At 71.2% G+C, this 19,871-nt stretch carries 16 protein-coding genes and 1 pseudogene; 7 read left to right on the top strand and 10 right to left on the bottom strand.

Going from position 1 to position 19,871, the window contains the following annotated elements:
* Positions 1 to 157 precede the first annotated feature (157 nt).
* The 6 genes from OHB21_RS32910 to OHB21_RS32885 all read left to right on the top strand — a co-directional run bounded on the left by OHB21_RS32910 (position 158) and on the right by OHB21_RS32885 (position 7,642).
* Positions 158 to 1,504, top strand: a complete 1,347-nt coding sequence (locus OHB21_RS32910; RefSeq protein WP_195124486.1) for a replication-associated recombination protein A — start codon at positions 158 to 160, stop codon at positions 1,502 to 1,504.
* Positions 1,505 to 1,560: 56 nt separating this feature from the next.
* Positions 1,561 to 4,227, top strand: a complete 2,667-nt coding sequence (gene alaS, locus OHB21_RS32905) for an alanine--tRNA ligase (protein ID WP_195124485.1) — start codon at positions 1,561 to 1,563, stop codon at positions 4,225 to 4,227.
* Positions 4,227 to 4,784 carry a Holliday junction resolvase RuvX gene (ruvX, locus tag OHB21_RS32900; RefSeq protein WP_195124484.1) on the top strand — a complete coding sequence of 186 codons (558 nt, stop codon included), beginning with the start codon at positions 4,227 to 4,229 and terminating at the stop codon, positions 4,782 to 4,784. Before alaS ends, ruvX begins: the two co-directional genes overlap by 1 nt.
* Complete coding sequence (locus OHB21_RS32895; protein ID WP_328436203.1) at positions 4,781 to 6,298, top strand: endolytic transglycosylase MltG; 1,518 nt, start codon at positions 4,781 to 4,783, stop codon at positions 6,296 to 6,298. The genes ruvX and OHB21_RS32895 overlap by 4 nt, the downstream gene beginning before the upstream one ends.
* Positions 6,288 to 7,109: a shikimate dehydrogenase gene (locus OHB21_RS32890; RefSeq protein WP_067509674.1), complete on the top strand. Its 822-nt coding sequence runs from the start codon at positions 6,288 to 6,290 to the stop codon at positions 7,107 to 7,109. Before OHB21_RS32895 ends, OHB21_RS32890 begins: the two co-directional genes overlap by 11 nt.
* 77 nt (positions 7,110 to 7,186) lie before the next feature.
* Complete coding sequence (locus OHB21_RS32885) at positions 7,187 to 7,642, top strand: B-4DMT family transporter (protein ID WP_067509673.1); 456 nt, start codon at positions 7,187 to 7,189, stop codon at positions 7,640 to 7,642.
* 72 nt (positions 7,643 to 7,714) lie between these two features.
* Here the strand turns inward: OHB21_RS32885 and OHB21_RS32880 are convergent, their stop codons facing one another.
* Positions 7,715 to 8,374, bottom strand: a complete 660-nt coding sequence (locus OHB21_RS32880) for a response regulator (protein ID WP_067509671.1) — start codon at positions 8,372 to 8,374, stop codon at positions 7,715 to 7,717.
* Positions 8,371 to 9,561, bottom strand: a complete 1,191-nt coding sequence (locus OHB21_RS32875; protein WP_084537706.1) for a sensor histidine kinase — start codon at positions 9,559 to 9,561, stop codon at positions 8,371 to 8,373. Before OHB21_RS32875 ends, OHB21_RS32880 begins: the two co-directional genes overlap by 4 nt.
* A gap of 413 nt (positions 9,562 to 9,974) precedes the next feature.
* On the opposite strand from OHB21_RS32875, the gene OHB21_RS32870 reads away from it, so the two are divergent.
* Positions 9,975 to 10,256, top strand: a complete 282-nt coding sequence (locus OHB21_RS32870; RefSeq protein WP_067509669.1) for a hypothetical protein — start codon at positions 9,975 to 9,977, stop codon at positions 10,254 to 10,256.
* Between the two features lie 12 nt (positions 10,257 to 10,268).
* Here OHB21_RS32870 and OHB21_RS32865 read toward each other — a convergent pair whose 3' ends face one another.
* The 8 genes and pseudogenes from OHB21_RS32865 to OHB21_RS32830 all read right to left on the bottom strand — a co-directional run bounded on the left by OHB21_RS32865 (position 10,269) and on the right by OHB21_RS32830 (position 19,789).
* Entirely contained in the window at positions 10,269 to 10,736 is a 468-nt protein-coding gene (locus OHB21_RS32865; protein WP_195124483.1) for a hypothetical protein, read from the bottom strand.
* Positions 10,733 to 11,233, bottom strand: a complete 501-nt coding sequence (locus OHB21_RS32860; RefSeq protein WP_067509664.1) for a DUF1772 domain-containing protein — start codon at positions 11,231 to 11,233, stop codon at positions 10,733 to 10,735. Before OHB21_RS32860 ends, OHB21_RS32865 begins: the two co-directional genes overlap by 4 nt.
* Before the next feature lie 252 nt (positions 11,234 to 11,485).
* Positions 11,486 to 12,607 (bottom strand): 3-dehydroquinate synthase, encoded by a 1,122-nt coding sequence (gene aroB / locus OHB21_RS32855; RefSeq protein ID WP_067509662.1) that lies wholly within the window; start codon positions 12,605 to 12,607, stop codon positions 11,486 to 11,488.
* Between the two features lie 1,136 nt (positions 12,608 to 13,743).
* Positions 13,744 to 14,262: pseudogene (locus OHB21_RS32850) on the bottom strand (shikimate kinase); the annotation flags it as partial.
* Positions 14,259 to 15,467 carry a chorismate synthase gene (gene aroC, locus OHB21_RS32845; protein WP_067509660.1) on the bottom strand — a complete coding sequence of 403 codons (1,209 nt, stop codon included), beginning with the start codon at positions 15,465 to 15,467 and terminating at the stop codon, positions 14,259 to 14,261. The pseudogene OHB21_RS32850 and the gene aroC, both read right to left, overlap by 4 nt.
* Before the next feature lie 524 nt (positions 15,468 to 15,991).
* Entirely contained in the window at positions 15,992 to 16,438 is a 447-nt protein-coding gene (locus OHB21_RS32840; protein WP_067509659.1) for a prepilin peptidase, read from the bottom strand.
* A gap of 548 nt (positions 16,439 to 16,986) precedes the next feature.
* The gene (locus OHB21_RS32835) at positions 16,987 to 17,601 is read right to left on the bottom strand and encodes an acyl-CoA-like ligand-binding transcription factor (RefSeq protein WP_067509657.1); all 615 of its coding nucleotides are present in this window, start codon (positions 17,599 to 17,601) and stop codon (positions 16,987 to 16,989) included.
* A 16-nt stretch (positions 17,602 to 17,617) separates the two neighbouring features.
* A complete protein-coding gene (locus tag OHB21_RS32830) occupies positions 17,618 to 19,789 on the bottom strand; it encodes an MMPL family transporter (RefSeq protein ID WP_195124482.1) in 2,172 nt (723 codons plus the stop codon).
* Between the last annotated feature and the right edge of the window lie 82 nt (positions 19,790 to 19,871).

Below are 19,871 nucleotides of genomic sequence, written 5' to 3'. Positions count from 1 at the left end.
CCACCGCGCGGGGCTGGCAAATCGACGCGGCACTCGTACCCGATCCGTGACCCGCGCGGGCTTGTCGGACGGGCGCGGTACGGTCGGAAACGATGAATCCCTGTGGTGAGCGCACCCCTCCGGGCGAGGGTTCGGTGCGGCGCGGCGAGGCCCGCCGATGACCGACGGACTGTTCGAGGTCGCCGGGGCCGACCCGGAACCGTCGAGCGCGAACGTCGATTTCCGCGGCCCCGGCGACGCCGCGCCGCTTGCCGTGCGCATGCGTCCCGCCTCGCTGGACGAGGTCGTCGGCCAGCGCCACCTGCTCGGGCCCGGTTCCCCGCTGCGACGGCTGATCGAGGGCTCGGGCGCCGCCTCGGTGCTGCTGTACGGGCCGCCCGGCACCGGCAAGACCACCCTCGCCTCGCTCATCTCGCGCGCCACCGGCCGCCGCTTCGAGGCGCTCTCGGCGCTCTCGGCGGGCGTCAAAGAGGTGCGCGCGGTCATCGACCTGGCCCGCAGGCGCCTCACGCACGGTGAACGCACGGTCCTGTTCATCGACGAGGTACACCGCTTCTCCAAGACCCAGCAGGACGCGCTGCTGGCCGCCGTGGAGAACCGCATCGTGCTGCTCGTCGGCGCCACCACGGAGAACCCGTCGTTCTCGGTGGTCTCGCCGCTGCTGTCGCGCTCGCTGGTGCTGCAACTGCAATCGCTGACCGACGACGACATCCGCGAGGTGCTCGGCCGCGCGCTCACCGACCCGCGCGGTTACGACGGCGCCTACACCGTCACGGAGGAGGCGATGGCGCACCTCGTCCGCATCGCGGGCGGCGACGCGCGCCGCGCCCTCACCGCGCTGGAGGCCTCGGCCGAGTCCTCCCTGGACGGCACCGTCGACCTCGCGCTGGTCGAGGCGAGCGTGGACCGCGCCGCCGTGCGCTACGACCGCGCGGGCGACCAGCACTACGACGTGGTGAGCGCGTTCATCAAGTCGATCCGCGGCTCCGATGTCGACGCCGCCCTGCACTACCTGGCCCGCATGCTGAGCGCGGGGGAGGATCCGCGATTCATCGCCCGCAGGCTCGTCATCTCGGCCAGCGAGGACATCGGCTTGGCCGATCCGATGGCGTTGCAGACCGCCGTCGCGGCCGCCCACACCGTGCAGCTCATCGGCATGCCGGAGGCGCAGCTCACCCTCACTCACGCCACCATCCACCTGGCCACCGCCCCCAAATCGGGCGCGGTCCCGGCCGCGCTCGGCGCGGCCATGGCCGACATCTCGGCGGGCAAGGCGGGCGCGGTGCCCGCGCACCTGCGCGACGGTCACTACGCTGGCGCGGCGAAACTCGGCAACGCGCAGGGCTACAAGTACCCGCACGACGATCCCGACGGCGTGCTGGCCCAGCAGTACCCGCCCGACGAACTGGTCGGCGCGGATTACTACCGGCCCACCGACCACGGCTACGAACGCGAGGTCGGGCCACGCGTGGACCGGCTGCGGCGCATCGTGCGCGGGAAGTGACGCGTCGGGGCGGGCGATGAAAAACCGGGTGCGCCGCACCGGTAGGCTGGATACCTGTGCAGACCCACGAGATTCGACGGCGTTTCCTGGACCATTTCGTCCGTGCCGGACACACCGAGGTGCCCAGCGCCTCGCTGATCCTGGCCGACCCCAACCTGCTGTTCGTCAACGCGGGCATGGTCCAGTTCAAGCCGTACTTCCTGGGCCAGGAGGCGCCGCCGTACCCGCGCGCGACCAGCGTGCAGAAGTGCGTGCGCACCGGTGACATCGAAGAGGTCGGCGTCACCACCCGGCACAACACCTTCTTCCAGATGGCGGGCAACTTCTCCTTCGGCGACTACTTCAAGGAAGGCGCCATCACCTTCGCGTGGGAGCTGATCACCAAGTCGCAGGAGGACGGCGGCTATGGGTTCGATCCGGAGCGGATCTGGGTCACCGCTTACGAATCCGATCCCGAGGCGGCCGAGATCTGGCACCGCGTCGCGGGAATTCCCAAGGAGCGCATCCAGTTCCGCGACGGCAAGGACAACTACTGGGACATGGGCGTGCCCGGTCCCGGCGGCCCGTGCTCGGAGATCTACTACGACCGCGGCCCCGAATACGGCAAGGAGGGCGGGCCCGTCGCCGACGAGGACCGCTACCTCGAGATCTGGAATCTCGTCTTCATGCAGGACATCCGCGGCGAGCTGAGCCCCAAGCAGGGCCACCCGCCGGTCGGGTCGCTGCCGAAGAAGAACATCGACACCGGCATGGGCGTGGAGCGCGTCGCGCTGCTGCTCCAAGGCGTGGACAACGTCTACGAGACCGATCTCATGCGCCCGATCATCGACAAGGCCGAGGAGCTCACCGGCCGCTCCTACGGCGTCGAGCACGCCGACGACGTGCGCTTCCGCGTGATCGCCGACCACGCCCGCACCGCCGCCATGCTCATCTCCGACGGCGTCAACCCCGGCAACGACGGCCGCGGGTACGTGCTGCGCCGCCTGCTGCGCCGCATCGTGCGCTCGGCCCGCCTGCTCGGCGCCGAGAAGCCGGTGATGGCCGAGCTGATCAAGGTCGTCAGCGACCTGATGGCGCCCTCCTATCCGGAGCTGGCCACCGATTTCCGCCGCATCGAGACCGTCGCGGTGGGCGAGGAGACGGCCTTCCTCAAGACGCTGAACACCGGCTCCACCCTGTTCGACAACACCGCCGCGGCCGTGAAGGCCAAGGGCGGCAAGACGATCGCCGGGTCGGACGCGTTCACCCTGCACGACACCTACGGCTTCCCGATCGACCTCACCCTGGAGATGGCCGCCGAGGCGGGCCTGTCGGTGGACGAGGACGGCTTCCGCTCGCTGATGGCCGAACAGCGCCAGCGCGCCAAGGAGGACGCGGCCGCCCGCAAGCACGCCCACGCCGACCTGAGCATCTACAAGGAGCTGGTCGACCGCGGCGCCACCGAGTTCACCGGCTTCGACGAGCTCACCTCCGAGGCGCACGTGCTCGCCCTCATCGCCGACGGCGTGCGCGTCCCGGCCGCGACCGCGGGCCAGGACGTCGAGGTGATCCTCGACCGCAGCCCCCTCTACGCCGAGTCGGGCGGCCAGATCGCCGACCGCGGGTCCATCACCGCGTCGGGTGTGAAGCTGCGCGTCAACGACGTGCAGAAGATCGCCAAGAAGCTGTGGGTGCACAAGACCACCGTCGAACAGGGCCAGATCACCGAGGGCGACGTGGTGCTCGCCCAGGCCGATCCGGCCTGGCGGCGCGGCGCCACCCAGGGCCACTCCGGCACGCACATGGTGCACGCCGCGCTGCGGCAGGTGCTCGGCCCCAACGCCGTGCAGGCGGGTTCGCTGAACAAGCCCGGCTACCTGCGCTTCGACTTCAACTGGCAGGGCCAGCTCAGCGAGCAGCAGAAGGCCGATATCGAGGCCGTGTCCAACGACGCGGTGGGCGCCGACTTCCCGGTCAACACGTTCGTCACCGATCTGCCGAAGGCCAAGCAGATGGGCGCCCTGGCGCTGTTCGGCGAGAACTACGGCGACGCGGTGCGCGTGGTCGAGATCGGGGGCCCGTTCTCGATGGAGCTGTGCGGTGGCACGCACGTGCAGCACTCCTCGCAGATCGGCCCCATCACCGTGCTCGGCGAGTCGTCGGTGGGGTCGGGCATCCGGCGCGTCGAGGCGTTCGTCGGCCTGGACTCCTACAAGTACCTGGCGAAGGAGCGCGCGCTGCTGGCCGGCGTCGCGTCGTCGCTGAAGGTGCCCTCGGAGGAGGTGCCCGCGCGCGTCGAGCAGCTGGTGGAGCGACTGAAGGTGGCCGAGAAGGAACTCGAGCGCACCAAGATCGCCGCCGTGCTCTCCTCGGCGGGCACGTTCGTCGAGCAGGCCGAACGGGTCGGCGGGGTGCTGCTGGTCGCGGCCGCCGCGCCCGAGGGCGTGTCGGCGGGTGATCTGCGCACGCTGGCCACCGACATCCGCGGCCGTTTCGGCAGCGAACCCGCCGTGGTGGTGCTGCTCGGCAACGCCGACGGCAAGGTGCCGTTCGTCGTCACAGTGAACAAGGGCGCCCAGGAGCTCGGCTTCAAGGCCGGTGACCTGGTCGGCAGCTTCGGCCCGAGCATCTCCGGCCGCGGCGGCGGCAAGCCCGAGATGGCGCAGGGCGCCGGCAGCGATCCCTCGGGTATCGCGGCCGGTCTGGCCGCGGTCCGCGCGCGGGTGGCCGAAATCGCCGGGTGATGCGCGACTCGGAGAGTTCGCCCGTGACGGGACGGCCGCACACCGCGGACCGTCCCGATCCGGCGGCCGACCCCGGACGGGGCAGGCGCCTGGGCATCGACGTCGGTAGCGTCCGCATCGGCGTCGCCTCCAGCGACCCCGACGGCATCCTCGCCACGCCGGTCGAAACGGTGGCGCGCGCGGCCCGAAAGGGCCCCGCCACCGACATCGCCAGAATTGCCGAGATTGTGCGGGAGTATGAAGCCGTGGAGGTCGTCGTCGGCCTGCCACGCACGTTACGCGGGGAAAAGGGCAGTTCTGCCGAGGCCGCCATCGCGTTCGCTGAACGTTTGCAAGCGCAAATCGCCCCGGTGCCGATCCGCCTTTCCGACGAACGTTTGACTACGGTGTCTGCTGCACGTGCATTGCGGGACAGCGGAGTTCGCGCGCGTGGCCGGCGGCAGGTGATCGATCAGGCGGCGGCCGTGTCGATCCTGCAAGGATGGTTGGACGAACGGAGTGCTGTGTTGAAGTCAGCGGAAGCGGCGCGCGACGCGTCGTCCGGGGGCGATGCATGACCGACCGATGGGCGCGGGCCGAGGAACGTTACCGACAGCGGGAGGCCGATCGGCGCTACCGCCGCGACGACAGCGCGTGGGGCAGGGATGGCCGCGCGCCGGGCCAGGACGACGAGTGGGACGACTACGACGACGACACCACCGTCATCCCGCGCTACACCGACGACGAGCCGCTCTACGACGGCCCGCCGATGTACGCCGCCGCCGACGACTACGACGAGGAGCCGTCCGAGCCCGCGTCGCCGCCGCGCGCGCAGCGGCCCGCCCGCGGTCAGGCCAAAGCGGCCGCGAAGGGGCGCGGTGGGGGGCAGCGCCCGCCGCGCGGCAAGGGCAAGCGGTCGCGGGTCGCCTCGCGCAAGGCCGCCGAACGCAAGCGCAAGCGGCGCACCATGCTGATCGTCGGCGGCGTGCTGGCGATCGTGCTGGTCGCCGCCGTGGCCTTCGCGGTCAAGAAGCTCATCACGCAGTTCGAGCCGCCCGCCGACTACGCGGGCCCGGCCGGGCCTCCGGTCGTGGTGCAGGTGCACCCCGGTGACACCGCCACCCAGATCGCGCAGGAGATGCGCGACAAGGACGTGGTGGCCAGCACCGGCGCGTTCTACGAGGCGGCGGTGCGCAATTCGGGCATGAACGCGGTGCAGCCCGGCTTCTATCAGATTCCCAGCCAGAGCCCGGCCGAGGACGCGGTCGCCGCGCTGCTGACACCCGGTTCGCGGGTCGGCAACGTCGTCATCTCCGAGGGGCGTCAACTCCACGACCAGCACGACGTGAACACCGGCGCGCCCACGGAGGGCATCTACACGAAGATCGCCGCCGCCAGTTGCGTCGGCGCCGAGGGCGCGAAGAAGTGCGTCACCTACGAGGAACTCTCCGCGGCGGGCGCGGGCACCGACCTGGCGGCGCTGGGCGTGCCGTCCTGGGCGCAGGAGGAGGTGCGCGCCGCCCCCGACCGGGTGCGCCAGCTCGATGGCCTGATCGCCGCGGGCACCTTGGATTTCGATCCGAGTGGCAGCGCGCAGGAGATCCTGCGGCAGCTGATCACCACGAGCGCCGCACGCTACGAGGAGACCGGTCTGCTGACCTCCGGCGCCAATAACGGGCTCACCCCGTACGAGACGCTGATCGCGGCCTCCCTGGTGGAACGTGAAGCGCTGCCGCAGGACATGCCGAAGGTGGCGCGGGTGATCGTGAACCGCCTCGAGGTGGAGCAGCCGTTGCAGTTCGATTCGACGGTCAACTACGCCCTCGACACCACCGAGGTCGCCACCACCGACGCCGACCGCGCCAAGCGCACGCCGTGGAACACCTACGCCATGCCCGGCCTGCCCGCCAACCCCATCGCCTCGCCGTCGATCGCGGCGCTGAAGGCGATGGAGAATCCGGAACCGGGCAACTGGTTGTACTTCGTGACGATCGACATGAAGGGCACCACCCTGTTCACCGACTCCTACTCCCAGCACCTGCGCAATATCGAAAAGGCCATGGAGAGCGGGATTCTCAACAGTGGGCGGTGAGGTGAGCGCGGTCCGCAGGGCGGCGGTGCTCGGCAAGCCCATCGCGCACTCCCGCTCACCGCAACTGCACCTGGCGGCCTACCGCGCGCTCGGGCTGGACTGGATCTACGAGCGCATCGAATGCGCCGCCGACGAATTGCCCGGTCTGGTCGACGGTTTGGGGCCCGAATGGGTCGGCCTGTCGGTCACCATGCCCGGCAAGGAGGCGGCGCTCGCCTACGCGGACGAGCGAACCGACCGCGCCGTGCTGGTGGGCTCGGCGAACACGTTGGTGCGCACCGAGACCGGGTGGCGGGCCGACTGCACCGACGTGGACGGCGTGCTCGGCGCGCTGAGCGGCGGGGGAGTGGACCGCGTCGAGGAGGCGGTGGTGCTCGGTGCGGGCGGTACCGCCCGGCCCGCCCTGTTGGCCTTCGCCGAGCTCGGGGCCAGCGCGGTGACGGTGGTCGCGCGCGACGCCGGACGGGCGCGCAGCGCGCTGGAACTGGCGCAGCGACTCGGCCTCGAGGCGACGGTGTCGGGGTTCGACGCCGACGCCGTGCGCGAGGTGTGCGCGCGGGCGGATGCGGTGGTGAGCACGATTCCGTCCGACGCGGCGGCTCTTGTCGCGGAGGCGGTCGCGGCCGCACCCGTCGTGCTGGACGCGATCTACAACCCGTGGCCGACCCCGCTCGCCGAAGCCGTGGGGCGGGCCGGGCACACGGTGGTGAGCGGGCTGCAGATGCTGCTGAACCAGGCGTACGGGCAGGTCGAGCAGTTCACCGGCCGTCCGGCGCCGCGGGCGGAGATGGCCGCCGCGCTGGACGCGTGAGTGCGTCGGGAACTCTGCCCAATTTCTGATACCGGTTCTAGTTCTGTTCCGCGGACCAGCGGGTTAAGGTGTGAGCCATGAACGCTTGGGTAGTGCGGGCCGTGCTGCTCGGTGCGCTGGTCGTCGCACTGCGCACTCTGCTCGGCTTCACGATGGTGTACTGGCCGACGCAGGGCGTGTGGTGGCGGGCGCTGTGCCTGCTCGTCCTCCTGGCCGCCATCGTGAGCTGGGGTGTGCTGGACGGTCGCCGCGACCGCGAGGCCCACGCCGACCCGGAACGCGGCTCCGACCTCACCGTCCTGTGGTTGCAGGTCGCCGTCGCCGCGGGCGTCGGCAGCGGCGCCGCCGCCTGGCTCCTCGACTTCCTCCCGCGCTTCGACCTCGGCGACAACGGACCGCTGTTCGAACTCACCGCCGGCGCCTCGTTCATCGTCCTGCTGGTCTTTCTCGGCGGGCTGCTGGGTATCGCGCTGGGGCGCTACCTCGCGGGGCGGAACGCGGGGAAGAAGGTGTCGGAGCCGGTCGCGGCGTAGGGATTCGGTTCCCAGGTGCCGGAGTACGCGTGTTGCCTCCTCGGTCGGCCGCGTGATCAGCGACTCGGCGGATTATCGGCCGCCCGGAGTGATCAATCCGGTTTCGTAGGCGAGGCGCACGAGTTGGGCGCGGTCGCGGGCGTCGAGTTTCGTCAGCAGGCGGCCGACGTGGGTGCGGGCGGTGGCCGGGCTGATCGACAGGGTGGCCGCTATCTCGGCGTTGGAGTGCCCGGCGCCGACTTCGGCGAGGACTTCGCGTTCGCGGCCGGTCAGCCGGTCGAGGAGGTGCGCGGAGCGGGGGTTCGGTGCGGTGGCGGCGGCGCGCATCACCCGGCGGGTCACGGCGGGGGAGAGCAGCGCGTCACCGCCCGCGACGATCCGCACGGCGGCGCGCAGGTCGTCGGGATCGGTGTCCTTGAGCAGAAATCCCGCCGCGCCCGCGCGCATCGCCGCCAGGACGTTGTCGTCGGTGTCGAAGGTGGTGAGCACCACCACCTGCACGTGTCGCAGATCCTCGTGCGCGACAATGCGTTTCGTCGCCTCGATCCCGTCGCCGCCCGGCATCCGGATATCCATCAGCACCACATCGGGTCGCAGGCGGCCGACGAGCGCGACGGCGGCCGCCCCACCGCCCGCGTCGCCGACCACCTCGATGTCCTCGGCGCGCTGGAGCAACGCGCGCAGCCCCTCCCGGACCAGCGGCTGATCGTCGACCAGCACCACACGGATCATCGCCTGCCCCGCAGGGGAATTCGCGCCTCCACTCGGAACCCTCCCTCTCGCCGGTGTCCCGCGTCCAAGGTTCCGCCCAGCAACGTCACCCGTTCACGCATGCCGATGATCCCCCATCCGGCGCCGGGATTCGGGGAGGTGTTGCGGTCGGTGGCGTGAGGTTGGTCGGCGGAACCCGGGGAAACGGTGCCGTCGTCGGTCACTCGCACGACGAGATCGGTGTCGTCCCGGTCGATTTCGAGGTGCACCGTGCCCGCGTCCGAATGCCGGAGAATGTTGCTCAGCGACTCCTGAATCACCCGGTAGGCGGTGAGGTCGACGATCGCGGGCAGTTCGGTGGTCGACGGGGAACGCTCGATCGTCACGGTGCGGCCCGCCGTTTCGGCGGGGGCGACCAACTCCGCGAGGCGGCGCAGGTCCGGCGCGGGCGGGGCGGTGGCGCCGGAGGCGCGCAGGGCGTCGACGGTGGCGCGCAGTTCGCGCCCGGCGTCCCGGCAGGCGGTGCGGGCGGCGGTGAGGGAGCGTTCCGCCGTCGCGGGATCTTCTCGGAGGGATTCCCGCGCCACGTCGGTGTGCAGCGCGATCACCGAGACCGTGTGCGCGAGCAGATCGTGCAGATCCCGCGCCACCCGCAGGCGCTCCTGTTCGAGCCGCCCGGCCAGCTCGAGTTCGTGTTCGGCGGTGACGGCCCGCTCCCGCGCCGCGCTCTCGGCGCGCCAACCCCGGCGCGCGCGCACGCTGTCGCCGAGCGCGATCATGGCGGCCATCAGCCCGGCCGAAGTCGGCAACTCCAACCCGAGCACGAACCCCAGATTGTCGCCCTGCCCGACGCGGACCGCCGTCGAGATACCCAGCAGCGCGAGCGCGGTGCCGATGGCCCACGACAGCCGCCCGCGCTCGGCCGCCGAGAACAAGGCGGCAGCGACCGGCAGGGCCAGCCCGATCGGCGGGTAGTCGAGCATGTAGTAGCCCAGCAGCGCCACCCCCGACACCAGCAGCGTCCCCACCGGCCACCGCCGCCGCACCAGCATCAGCCCGCCGAACAGCGCCCCGAACAGGTAGGCGGTCGGATTCACCTCGCCCGCACCGACATTCGCGGTGATCGCGGTGCCCACCACCACAAGCGTGGTCATCGCCAGGGCGAGGTCGACGGCTTGATTGCGCCGCATGGGTTCGGTGTCGCTCACGGTCGGTCCCTCCGATTCGGGAAGGTCTGCGTGGTGCCCGGTTCGCTGTGTTCCCCGGGACACGTGGTCGCCGTGGGTGTGGCGGTCGCGCTCTCGGGGCGTAGGCGCGTGCCGGTCGCATCCTCGGGCGCATCGTCGGATGTGCTGATTCTGGCAGCGTTCGAATACCACGACCGGCGCTTCGGTCGGGCTGCGGCCGTGTTCTGGCGCCCGAGGGGCTGCGCTGTGCCCTGGCATCCGTCGGCCCCACCCTCGGAACTTCCGCCGACAGCCGGATGAGTCGGCGGGCTGTTCACCCGGCGGGCAGCCCGCGTCGTCGGCTTGTCGCACACTCCGGCTCTGCCACACGCCCGTTCGGAGAGTGCGGGTGCGGGATGTGTTGACGCGGCGTCGCTGCCGAGGTTCGGCGCACGTTGTCCGGCGTCGACGCCGAACGATCGCCGCACCCCGATGCGCTGCACCACGAAGACATCTGCCGCGTGTCGGTTGTGATGCTCGCCGGACTCGTAGACAGGGAGAGGGGGCGACACGCCGACAGCGCCGCGAGCGTGAGGTTCCACCACGACCACGGTGCCACGAAGTGCACGAAGTCGACCTTGAACGTGGTCATGTCCGCGTCTATGGCCGGGGCGAGCGCGTCGCGGTCGGAGGGCGCGGTGGGGCGGTGCTGCGCCGAGTTCGGCGTCACCCGGTGACCTGCGGACCCGCTACTCGACACTGCCACGTCCCTGCTCGGTCGCCGTGCTGCCGCGGGTGACGCGGGCGAGTCCCCACGCGAACGCCCCGGTGATCGCACCGAGCAGTAACCCGGTGACCAGGCTGCTCCCGACGGAAAATACCCGCAGCGCAACCTCTTCCGCGCCCGGGGAAAGCCGCCCTTCGAGATTCCCGCCGAGCCTGGGCGGATCCTCGAACGCGGCGTCCCACAGGATCTGGTGCGTGAGCGCGAGCAGTGTGCCGTAGACGACGCCGACCGCGAGCAGGGTGAGGAACGGGTTGGGCACGCGCCGCCACAGCACGTATCCGATCCACACCGCGATCGGCGCGAACACGAGCACGGCGTTGACCGCCGGACCGACCAGGTCGAGATCGTGCGCGATCACGCGCGGCACCCCGAGCGATGCCAGGATGCCGACCACCGCCGGCGAAACTCCGAGCCTCCGTGCGGGATTCATCGCACACCCACCCGGTCCCGGTACAGCCGCAGAAACCCGAGGAATGCGAGCGTCGCCGTCACCGCGCTCATCGCCAGCCGCCCCCAGTGCCCGGTCTCGAATTCGGTCGCGGTCCGGCGCAGCGTCTCCGTCGAATGGACCGCCGCCCCTTCATCGAACATGATCTCGTTGCGCGGCCAGAAGTACAGCACCGAGAACAGGAACTCCCCGAGCACCAGCGTCCCGAGACTGCCCGCGACCCACCACCGCGCCGGCGTCCGCCACACCAGCACGGTGCTCACCACGGCCGCCAGCACCGTCGCCGCCCCCATCGGCGGGAAGAAGTCGGCGGGACCGGTGATCTCGAAGAACGCCGAAGCCTCGGCGAGCGAAGCGGGCACATCGTGAAAGACGTTGGGGTAGATGACGATCGTCTCCACTGCGATCCCGCCGAACGCCACCATCGCGATCCACACGTACAGGCCCGGTACCCCGAGCGAAAACCATTGCCGTCTCATGGGAACGACGGTATTTCCGCAGGTGGGTGCCGCGCGTCCGCCGAGACGCGCGACTTCCGTACGTATCTCGACGTAGGGTCGCGGTCGACTCGGCCGCGACGGTCCTGGGCGAGGACGCGTCGGTGCGGATGGGTCGCCGCCGTCGGCGTGTCCGGCGGTCCGATGCGGAGCGGGCAGCAGTCGACGCGCCCGGAAGGAAGCCGTCCGCCGCGAGACCGAGGCCGGGCGTCCCGTGGCCACCCGGCCCAGAGCTCAGAGCAAGATCGCGCCGCCGCCCTGGTTCTCCTCGCGGGCGATGGCCGAGTAGGCGGCGGCGAGGAGGCTGGGGTCGGGGCCCTCGAGGCGGCCGGGCTTGGCGAGTCCGTCGAGCACGACGAAGCGGAGCACGCCGGAGCGGGTCTTCTTGTCGGTCTGCATGGCGTCGAGCAGCTGTGGCAGCGCGTCGGCGTCGTAGCCCACCGGCAGGCCGATGCTGGACAGGATCGCGCGATGCCGGTCGGCGGTCTCGTCGTCGAGCCGGCCCGCGAGGCGGCCCAGCTCGGCGGCGAACACCAGGCCGACGGAGACCGCCGCGCCGTGGCGCCACCGGTAGCGCTCGCGGCGCTCGATGGCGTGGCCCAGGGTGTGGCCGTAGTTGAGGATCTCGCGCAGGCTCGACTCTTTGAGGTCGGCGGCGACCACGTCGGCCTTGACCTGGATGGCGCGGCGGATGAGTTCCGGCAGCACCTCGCCCGTCGGGTCGAGCGCGGCCTCCGGGTCGCGTTCCACCAGGTCGAGGATCACCGGGTCGGCGATGAAACCGGCCTTGATGATCTCGGCCATGCCCGCGACGATCTCGTTGCGCGGCACCGTCTCCAGCGTCGCCAGGTCCACCAGCACGGCGGTGGGCTCGTGGAAGGAACCGACGAGGTTCTTGCCCGCCTCGGTGTTGATGCCGGTCTTGCCGCCGACGGCGGCGTCCACCATGGCCAGCAGCGTGGTCGGCACGTGCACGATCCGCACGCCGCGCATCCAGGTCGCGGCGACGAACCCGGCGAGGTCGGTCGCCGCACCGCCGCCGAGGCTCACCACGACGTCGTTGCGGGTCAGGCCGATACGGCCGAGCACCTCCCAGCAGAAGCCGGCGACCGCGAGGTCCTTGCCCGCCTCGGCGTCGGGGATCTCGACTCGATGCGCGTCGATGCCGGTGTCGGCGAGCGCTTTGCGCACCACCTCGGCGGTCTCGGCCAGCGGCGGCTGATGGAAGATCGCGACGGTACGCACACCGGTGGTCGCGCCGGTGACCGACTCGACGAGTTCGCCGAGCAACCCGCGCCCGATGATCACCGGATACGGGTCGGCGGTGCGGACCTGGATACGCGTCGGCTCTGTCACTGCTGCTCCGATTCTGTTCGTGCCGTCTGCTCGAGTGCGCGCCCCCGCGGTCGGCGTGCGCGCCTGCGCCGGCTGCGGCCGGCGACCTGTTCCGCCGTCGCCCACCCGACGGCCTTTCCGGATTCCCCCGTGGTGGATTCGGGTGCGGCGCCCGAATGTTCTTGTGCGCCAGGCGCGGAACCGTTCAGCGTGTCAGCGGGGCCGCCCGGTTGGGCCGATGTGGCCCCCGGGGGAGTTCCGTTCTGCGCGTCACCGATCCGTGTCGGCAGGTTGCCGGACTGGTCTGCGGTGCCGCGCGGGACGCCAGCCGAGGGTGCCGCGTCCGGGTGCGTTTCGGCGCGTGCGCTACCGATCGGTGCGGGCAGGCCGCCGGGAGCAGCGGGCAGGTCCGCGGTGTCGCGCGGTACTTCGGCCGATACGGCTCGGGCGTCCGGGTGAGATCCGGCTGGTGCACCGGTGGTCCGTGGCGGTGAGGTGCGGGGTTCATCGGCCGGGCTGTGCCTGTTCCCGGAGGGGGCGACGTTCGCAAGTCGAGAGTGTTGCGCGTGTGCTGTGTCCGGCTCGAGGGTGCCGTTGGCGATCGAGATGTCCACTGGCTCAGCCGCTGACGTCGCGCTCTGTCCGGCGGATTCTGTTGCGGCGCTGCTTGTTTGCGTCGAAGTGGGTGCGCCGACACTCCGGGCCGCACGTCGGCGGCCCCGCCGCTTGGATGGGCCGGTGGACGAAGGGGACACAGCCGACCGTTCGCCGGATTCCGGTGCGGGGGTAGCGGTCGGGTGCTCGGTGTGTGCGACTTGTGGCGAGCCGTGGGCCTCGGCCGACGTGGTGGACTTCTGCCGATCGACTGCGGAATCCGAAGGGGGCGTAGCGGATTCCGGAAGGCCGGCGCTCACGGTGGCGCTCGACGAGCGCCTGCGTCGGGACCGGCGGCGGCGCACCCCCGCAGTCGTCGAGGCCGGGGCGGGTGCGGGTTGTTCGGGGGGCGTGACGATTTCCCCGTTGGCCGCGGCGGCGCGGCGGGCGGCGGCGCGGGCTCGGGCGCGGCGGCGCGCGCGAGATCGGCTGCTGCCCTGCGGGTTCGGCGTCGACTCCGGGGCCGGCTGTGCCGTGGGTTCGGGCGCGACGGGTTCGACGCCGAGCTTGTCGAGGATCATCTTGACGACCCGGCCCGGACTACGTCCGTCGGTGCGCACCCGCACCGACGCGACCTCGCGGTACAGCGGCCGCCGTTTGCGCATGAGTTCCCGGTATTTGGCGCCGGGGTCGTCGCCGGTCAGCAGCGGGCGCTGGTTGCTGGAGCCGGTGCGGCGCAGCCCTTCGCCCACGCTGATCTCCAAGTACACGACCGTGCGTCCGCGCAGCAACGCCCGCGTGTTCTCCGAGAGCACGGCGCCGCCGCCGAGCGAGACGACTCCGCGTTCGGCGAGGATGGCGCGCCGCACCACCCGCTCCTCGATGCGGCGGAACTCCGGTTCGCCGTCGGCGGCGAAGATCTCCGGGATGGTGCGCCCGGTCTCGCGTTCGATACCCGCGTCCGTGTCGTACAGGTCGACGCCGAGCTCCTTGGCGAGCTTGCGGCCGATCGTCGACTTCCCCGCTCCCGGCGGTCCGACCAGCACCACGCGCGGGGCGCGCGGATCGGTCTGCACGATCATTGCGGCCGACTGTCCGCCGGGACGTGCGGGCGGACGCCGATCCGCTTGACGTAACCGGTGATATTGCCGATCGTCTCGTCCAGCGAATCACCGCCGAACTTCTCCAGCGCGGCTTGGGCCACCACCAGCGCCACCATGGCCTCGGCGACGACGCCCGCGGCGGGCACCGCGCACACGTCGGAGCGCTGGTGGATGGCCACGGCCTCCTCGCCGGTGCTCATGTCGACGGTGGACAGCGCGCGCGGCACCGTGGAGATCGGCTTCATCGCGGCACGCACGCGCAGCGGCTCGCCGTTGGTCATGCCGCCCTCGAGGCCGCCCGCGCGGTTGGTGGAGCGCAGCACGCCGTCGGGGCCGGGGCGCATCTCGTCGTGCGCCTGGCTGCCGCGGCGTCGCGCGGTCTCGAAACCGTCGCCCACCTCGACGCCCTTGATGGCCTGGATGCCCATGAGCGCACCCGCGAGGCGCGAGTCGAGGCGGTCGGCGCCGCTGATGAACGAGCCGAGCCCGACCGGCAGGCCGTCGACCACGACCTCGACGACGCCGCCGAGGGTGTCGCCGTCCTTCTTGGCGGCCTCGATCTCGGCGATCATCGCGGCCTCGGCCTCGGCGTCGAACGCGCGCACGGGGCTGGCGTCGATCGCGGCCAGATCGGCGGCGGTGGGGATGTGCCCGGTGGTGTTGGCGGCGGTGCCGATGGAGACCACGTGCGAGACGACCTCCACACCGAACGCCTGGCGCAGGAAGTTGCGCGCCACGGTGCCCGCCGCCACGCGCGCGGCGGTCTCGCGGGCGCTGGCGCGCTCGAGCACGTTGCGGGCGTCGTCGAACCCGTACTTGAGCATGCCGGAGTAGTCGGCGTGGCCGGGGCGGGGGCGGGTGAGCGGCGCGTTGCGCGCGAGATCGGCCAGTTCGGCCTCGTCGACCGGGTCGGCGGACATGACCGTCGTCCACTTGGGCCACTCGGAGTTGGCCACCTCGATGGCGACCGGCCCGCCCATGGTGCGACCGTGGCGGACGCCGCCGATCATCGTGACCTTGTCGGCCTCGAACTTCATCCGCGCACCGCGCCCGTAGCCGAGCCGGCGGCGCGCGAGCTGGGCGGAGATGTCCTCGGACGTCACTTCGACACCCGCGACCATCCCCTCGAGGATCGCGACGAGGGCGGGACCATGGGATTCTCCGGCAGTTATCCAGCGCAGCACGATTCCTATCCTTCCATGTCGAGGCCTCGACCTCAGCATCCGGTCGCCAGTGATCACCGGCACGTCGCCACCCCCGAACCCACCCCGGCACACCCCACCCCACCGGTCGCCCACCTGTTGCGGAGCCCGGCGCATCCGTCGCGCACTAATCAGTTGCCCCAACCGATTGCCGACCCTCGCCCCGCATCAGGTCTCTCCCGCGCAGAACCCACCCGAGCCATCCCGACAATCGCTAGAGCCACCGCCCAGACACAGCGTGTGCCCCCGCCCACTGTCAGTTCTCGGGCGACACCCACTCCGCACAACCCGCTGCCCGTGCGGCGGCAGGTCGAGACCATGGGCTACGCGCCGGAACAGAGCAGGCTGCTGGGCCGAGTCGCCTCCGGTGACGTGCCGGCCCTCGACACGTTCGCGTCTCGCTGCCCACCGGCTCTCCAGCGGACCTCACTCGCCGCACCCCGGCCCAGCTTCTGAGGCCACGAGCACACGTGGACGGCTCGTGCGTGCATCGCGGCCACTCGCGTTCACCCGTCCGGCACCACCATCGCCACCAGCGTCGCAGCACACATCGACGGCCCATGTGGCACGGTCACGCGCCACGCATCACGGCCGAATCTCCGTGCCGCGACGCAGATCAATCCGAGCGCGCCCGTGAGGATCGGCGCGCCGAGCGCCGCCCACACCCAGGTCTGGGCGCCGTCCAGCGCGCCGGCCGCTCCGAGCCCAGCGGCCAGCTTCACATCACCCGCCCCCAAAGCGGCCGGTGCGAGAAGGTGCAGCACCAGGTAGGGGAGTACCAAGACGACGGCGCCGATCGTCGCGGCGATGAATTCCGTTGTGAGCAGGGCGTATCCGAAGATCGCCACCGCGCCGCACCCGGTGAGGAGATTGGGGAGCCGCTGCTCCCGGATATCGATGACGGAGAGCGCGGCGCACCACACGGCGAGCAGAACGAAGGCTGGGACGGTCATGACTCCAGCCTCGCGATCGACGCCCCGCTCCGGGGTCCGCGCGACGAGAATGTGGAGAACTCCGCCCCTGTGGAAAACCGCCGATGACCTCACGACCAAGTGTCGAGTTCGTATGCGGGCCGTTGGCCGGCCGTTACAGCGGAGGTGCGGCGGTCGGAAGCATTGATCCAATCCGCCCGACCGCGATGGATCGCAGCCTGGCCGATCCAGGTGGAGGCGCTACCGCTACCCCTCATCGGTCAGCCGGCCATTGATCTGGTCGGTGCCGACAGCTCGGGCGTTGCGATTCGGGTCGTTGGCCGGGGCGTCGGCGCCTCTTCGCGTTCGGGGCTGCTGCGAGGGAGAGGCCTCGGGCGACGGGCCTCAACACCGATCCGGCCGCGGCGCCGCAGATCAGGCGGTCCTCAACCGATCCTGGTTGCGGCCGCAGCTCGTGCTGAGACCAGGTGCGCGCCGAGCGACCGCTGCCCACGGCCTCGTAGTTCCTGTCCGGGCGATGTCATCGTCGAACCGCGGGATCACCGGGACGTGCGGCGACCCGCACGAACTCAGAACGGCATCCCCACCTTCAACTGATTCAGCGAATACTCGACCATCCCCACCGCCGCACTCACATCCGACTCCTCGATGCACCGCCGCATGGTCAACAGCACGATCCCGATCAGCACGCTGGTGAACCACCGCACGTCGGCGTCGTCGGCGGTGCGCCCGGTGCGCTCGGCCACGCACCCGGCCAGCACGTCCTCGATGGTCAACAGGCTGGTCAGCATCGCGCCGCGCAGCGCGGGCTCGGTGAGCATCAACCGGGTGCGCTGCACGCCCAGCGTCAGGTCCTCCGGCGGCACCAGCGCGACCACCTCGCGCATCGCCGCCAGCAAGGCGTCGATCACGGGCTCGTCGGCGGGCCGCTCCCGGAACCGCTCGACGAAGACGTAGTCGTACTCGTCGTTGACGACCAGGTCCTCTTTGGTCGGGAAGTACCGGTAGACGGTGCTCGGCGCCACCTCCGCCGCGGCCGCGACCGCTTCGACGGTGGTGGCGCCGTACCCGTTCTCGTGGAAGAGGCGCATCGCGTGGCGCTGGATGGCGGCCGTCGTCCTGGCCTTCTTCAGCTGGCGCAGGCCCCCGGACGAAGCCTGCTGCCGTTGCGCGGCCGAAGTCACGTTGCGCCCCTTCCCGTCAGCTCCTGATCGGCGACATCTCCGATTCTGCCGCACCGCCCGCGGCCACCTCGGCGCGGTCGTCGAGCTTGCTGCCTTCCACATCGACCTCCGGCAGGATCCGGTCCAACCAGCCCGGCAGCCACCAGCCGGCCTTCCCCAGCAGCGACATCGCCGCGGGCACCAGCGTCATCCGCACGATGAACGCGTCGAAGAACACCGCCGCGGCCAGCGCGAAACCGACCGACTGCACCATCGGCATCGGCGAGAGCAGGAATCCGGCGAACACGCTGATCATGATCAGCGCCGCCGCGGTCACCACCCGCGCGCTGACCGCGAAACCCTCGACCACCGCGGCGTCGGTGCTCGCGCCGCGCTGGTGCTCCTCGCGCATCCGCGTCACCAGGAACACCTGGTAGTCCATCGCCAGCCCGAACACCAGGCCGATCAGCACCACCGGCAACAGATTGACGATGATCCCGGACGATTCCAGCCCAAGCACCGCACCGAACCACCCCCACTGGAACACCGCGACCACCACGCCGAACGTGGCCGCGACACTGAGCAGGAAGCCCACTGCGGCGACCAGCGGCACCAGCAGCGACCGGAACACGAGCACCAGCAGCACGAACGCCAACCCGCCGACCACTGCGAGATATGGGATCATCGCCGCTCCCAGCTTGTCCGAGGCGTCGATGTCGAGGGCGGTCTGGCCCGTCACCAGCACCTTCATCCCGGGCAGGCTCGCGGCGGCGGCGCGGATGTCGTGGATCAACGCCTCGGTGTCGGTGGTCGTCGGACCGGTCTCCGGGATCACGCCGAGCAGCGCGGTGCGCCCCGACGCGTCCAGCACGGGCGGCGCGACGCCCGCGACGGGACCGGCCGCGTGGATCAGTTCGGTGGCACGCGCGGCGGCGGCTTCCGCGTCACCGGCGGGTGCGTCCACCAGGATGGTCAGCGGTCCGTTGTGGCCGGGGCCGAAGCTGTCGGAGATCAGGTCGTAGGCGCGGCGCTGGGTGGTGTCGGCCGGCGCGGTCCCGTCGTCGGGGAAGCCGAGGCGCAGGTCCAGGGCGGGCAGCGCCGCGAGCAGCAGCACCAGCGCGCCGCCCACCAGCACCGGAATGCGATGGGAGAGAATCCATTCCGCCCACCGCCGACCGGGCGCCCTGGTCACCGTCCGGCGATTAACACCGCGCAGCACCCGCGCGCCGGCGAATCCGAGCAGCGCGGGGAGCAGGGTCAACGCGGCGGGCACCGCCATCGCCACGGCGAAGGCCGCCGCCAACCCCACCTGGGTGAGCGCCGGGATGCCGACCACCGTGAGTCCCGCCAGCGCGACCACCACGGTCATGCCGGCGAAGAACACCGCCGTGCCCGCCCGCCCCATCGCCTGGCCCGCGGCTTCCTCCGGCGCGTAGCCATCGGCCGCGAGCTGGCGGTAGCGCAGGATGATGAACAGCGAGTAGTCGATCGCCACGGCGGTGCCGAGCATCAGCGCCAGCATGCTGGAATCGCCCGCCATTTCGGTGAATCCGCTGGCCGCGGCGATACCGGACAGTGCGACGGCGAGCGCGCCGCCCGCCACCACGAGCGGCATACCGGCCGCCACCAGCGAGCCGAGCGTGATCAGCAGCACCACCGCCGCGACCACGATGCCCAGGACCTCGCCCACGCCCTCCTCGGGCGCCGCCACCGCCGGGCCGCCCACTTCCGCGGTGAGTCCCGCGTCGCGCGCCAGGGTGAGCGCGTCGGTCAGCGCCTTGCGGTCGCCATCGGTCAGTTCGGTCGGGCCGTCCCGATAGGAGACGGTCACCAGACCCATGCGCTCATCGGGCGTCACCGCCGAGGTGAACGGGTCGCCCACGTCCACGATCGACGGTTCGGACGCCAGGCGTTCGCGCACCCGCTCGACGGTCGCGCGATGTTCGCTCTCGGTCAGCCGCGCGCCCTCGGGCGCCGCCAGCACCACCGTCGCGGTCGCCCCGCCCGCCGACAGTTCGGGGAATCGCTCGGCGGCCAGATCGACGGCTTCCTGCGCCTCCGTGCCGGGCACGGTGAACGAATCCGAGGTCGGGCCGGAGAGGGTGGCCGCCGCCACGCCGGCTAGCGCGATCACGGCCAGCCAGCCGAACACCGTGAGGCCTCTGCGCCGGAAACACCAGCGTCCGAGCCGGTGGAGCAGGACCGACATGACAGTCTCCTATCAAATGGGAGTGAAATGTGAAATCGGAGTGTACTCCCAAATTTGGATCACAGGTAGAGGGCGGCCCGCT

Origin of the sequence: Nocardia puris, from assembly GCF_036051655.1 — a bacterium.
Lineage (GTDB): Bacteria > Actinomycetota > Actinomycetes > Mycobacteriales > Mycobacteriaceae > Nocardia > Nocardia puris.
This window is presented reverse-complemented; position numbering and strand designations above follow the sequence as displayed.

Coding starts and splice junctions, on each gene's coding strand:
- OHB21_RS32910 (WP_195124486.1), top strand. CDS start 158: ATGACCGACGGACTGTTCGAGGTCGCCGGGGCCGACCCGGAACCGTCG.
- ruvX (WP_195124484.1), top strand. CDS start 4,227: ATGCGCGACTCGGAGAGTTCGCCCGTGACGGGACGGCCGCACACCGCG.
- OHB21_RS32895 (WP_328436203.1), top strand. CDS start 4,781: ATGACCGACCGATGGGCGCGGGCCGAGGAACGTTACCGACAGCGGGAG.
- OHB21_RS32885 (WP_067509673.1), top strand. CDS start 7,187: ATGAACGCTTGGGTAGTGCGGGCCGTGCTGCTCGGTGCGCTGGTCGTC.
- OHB21_RS32880 (WP_067509671.1), bottom strand. CDS start 8,374: ATGATCCGTGTGGTGCTGGTCGACGATCAGCCGCTGGTCCGGGAGGGG.
- OHB21_RS32865 (WP_195124483.1), bottom strand. CDS start 10,736: ATGAATCCCGCACGGAGGCTCGGAGTTTCGCCGGCGGTGGTCGGCATC.
- OHB21_RS32860 (WP_067509664.1), bottom strand. CDS start 11,233: ATGAGACGGCAATGGTTTTCGCTCGGGGTACCGGGCCTGTACGTGTGG.
- OHB21_RS32840 (WP_067509659.1), bottom strand. CDS start 16,438: ATGACCGTCCCAGCCTTCGTTCTGCTCGCCGTGTGGTGCGCCGCGCTC.
- OHB21_RS32830 (WP_195124482.1), bottom strand. CDS start 19,789: ATGTCGGTCCTGCTCCACCGGCTCGGACGCTGGTGTTTCCGGCGCAGA.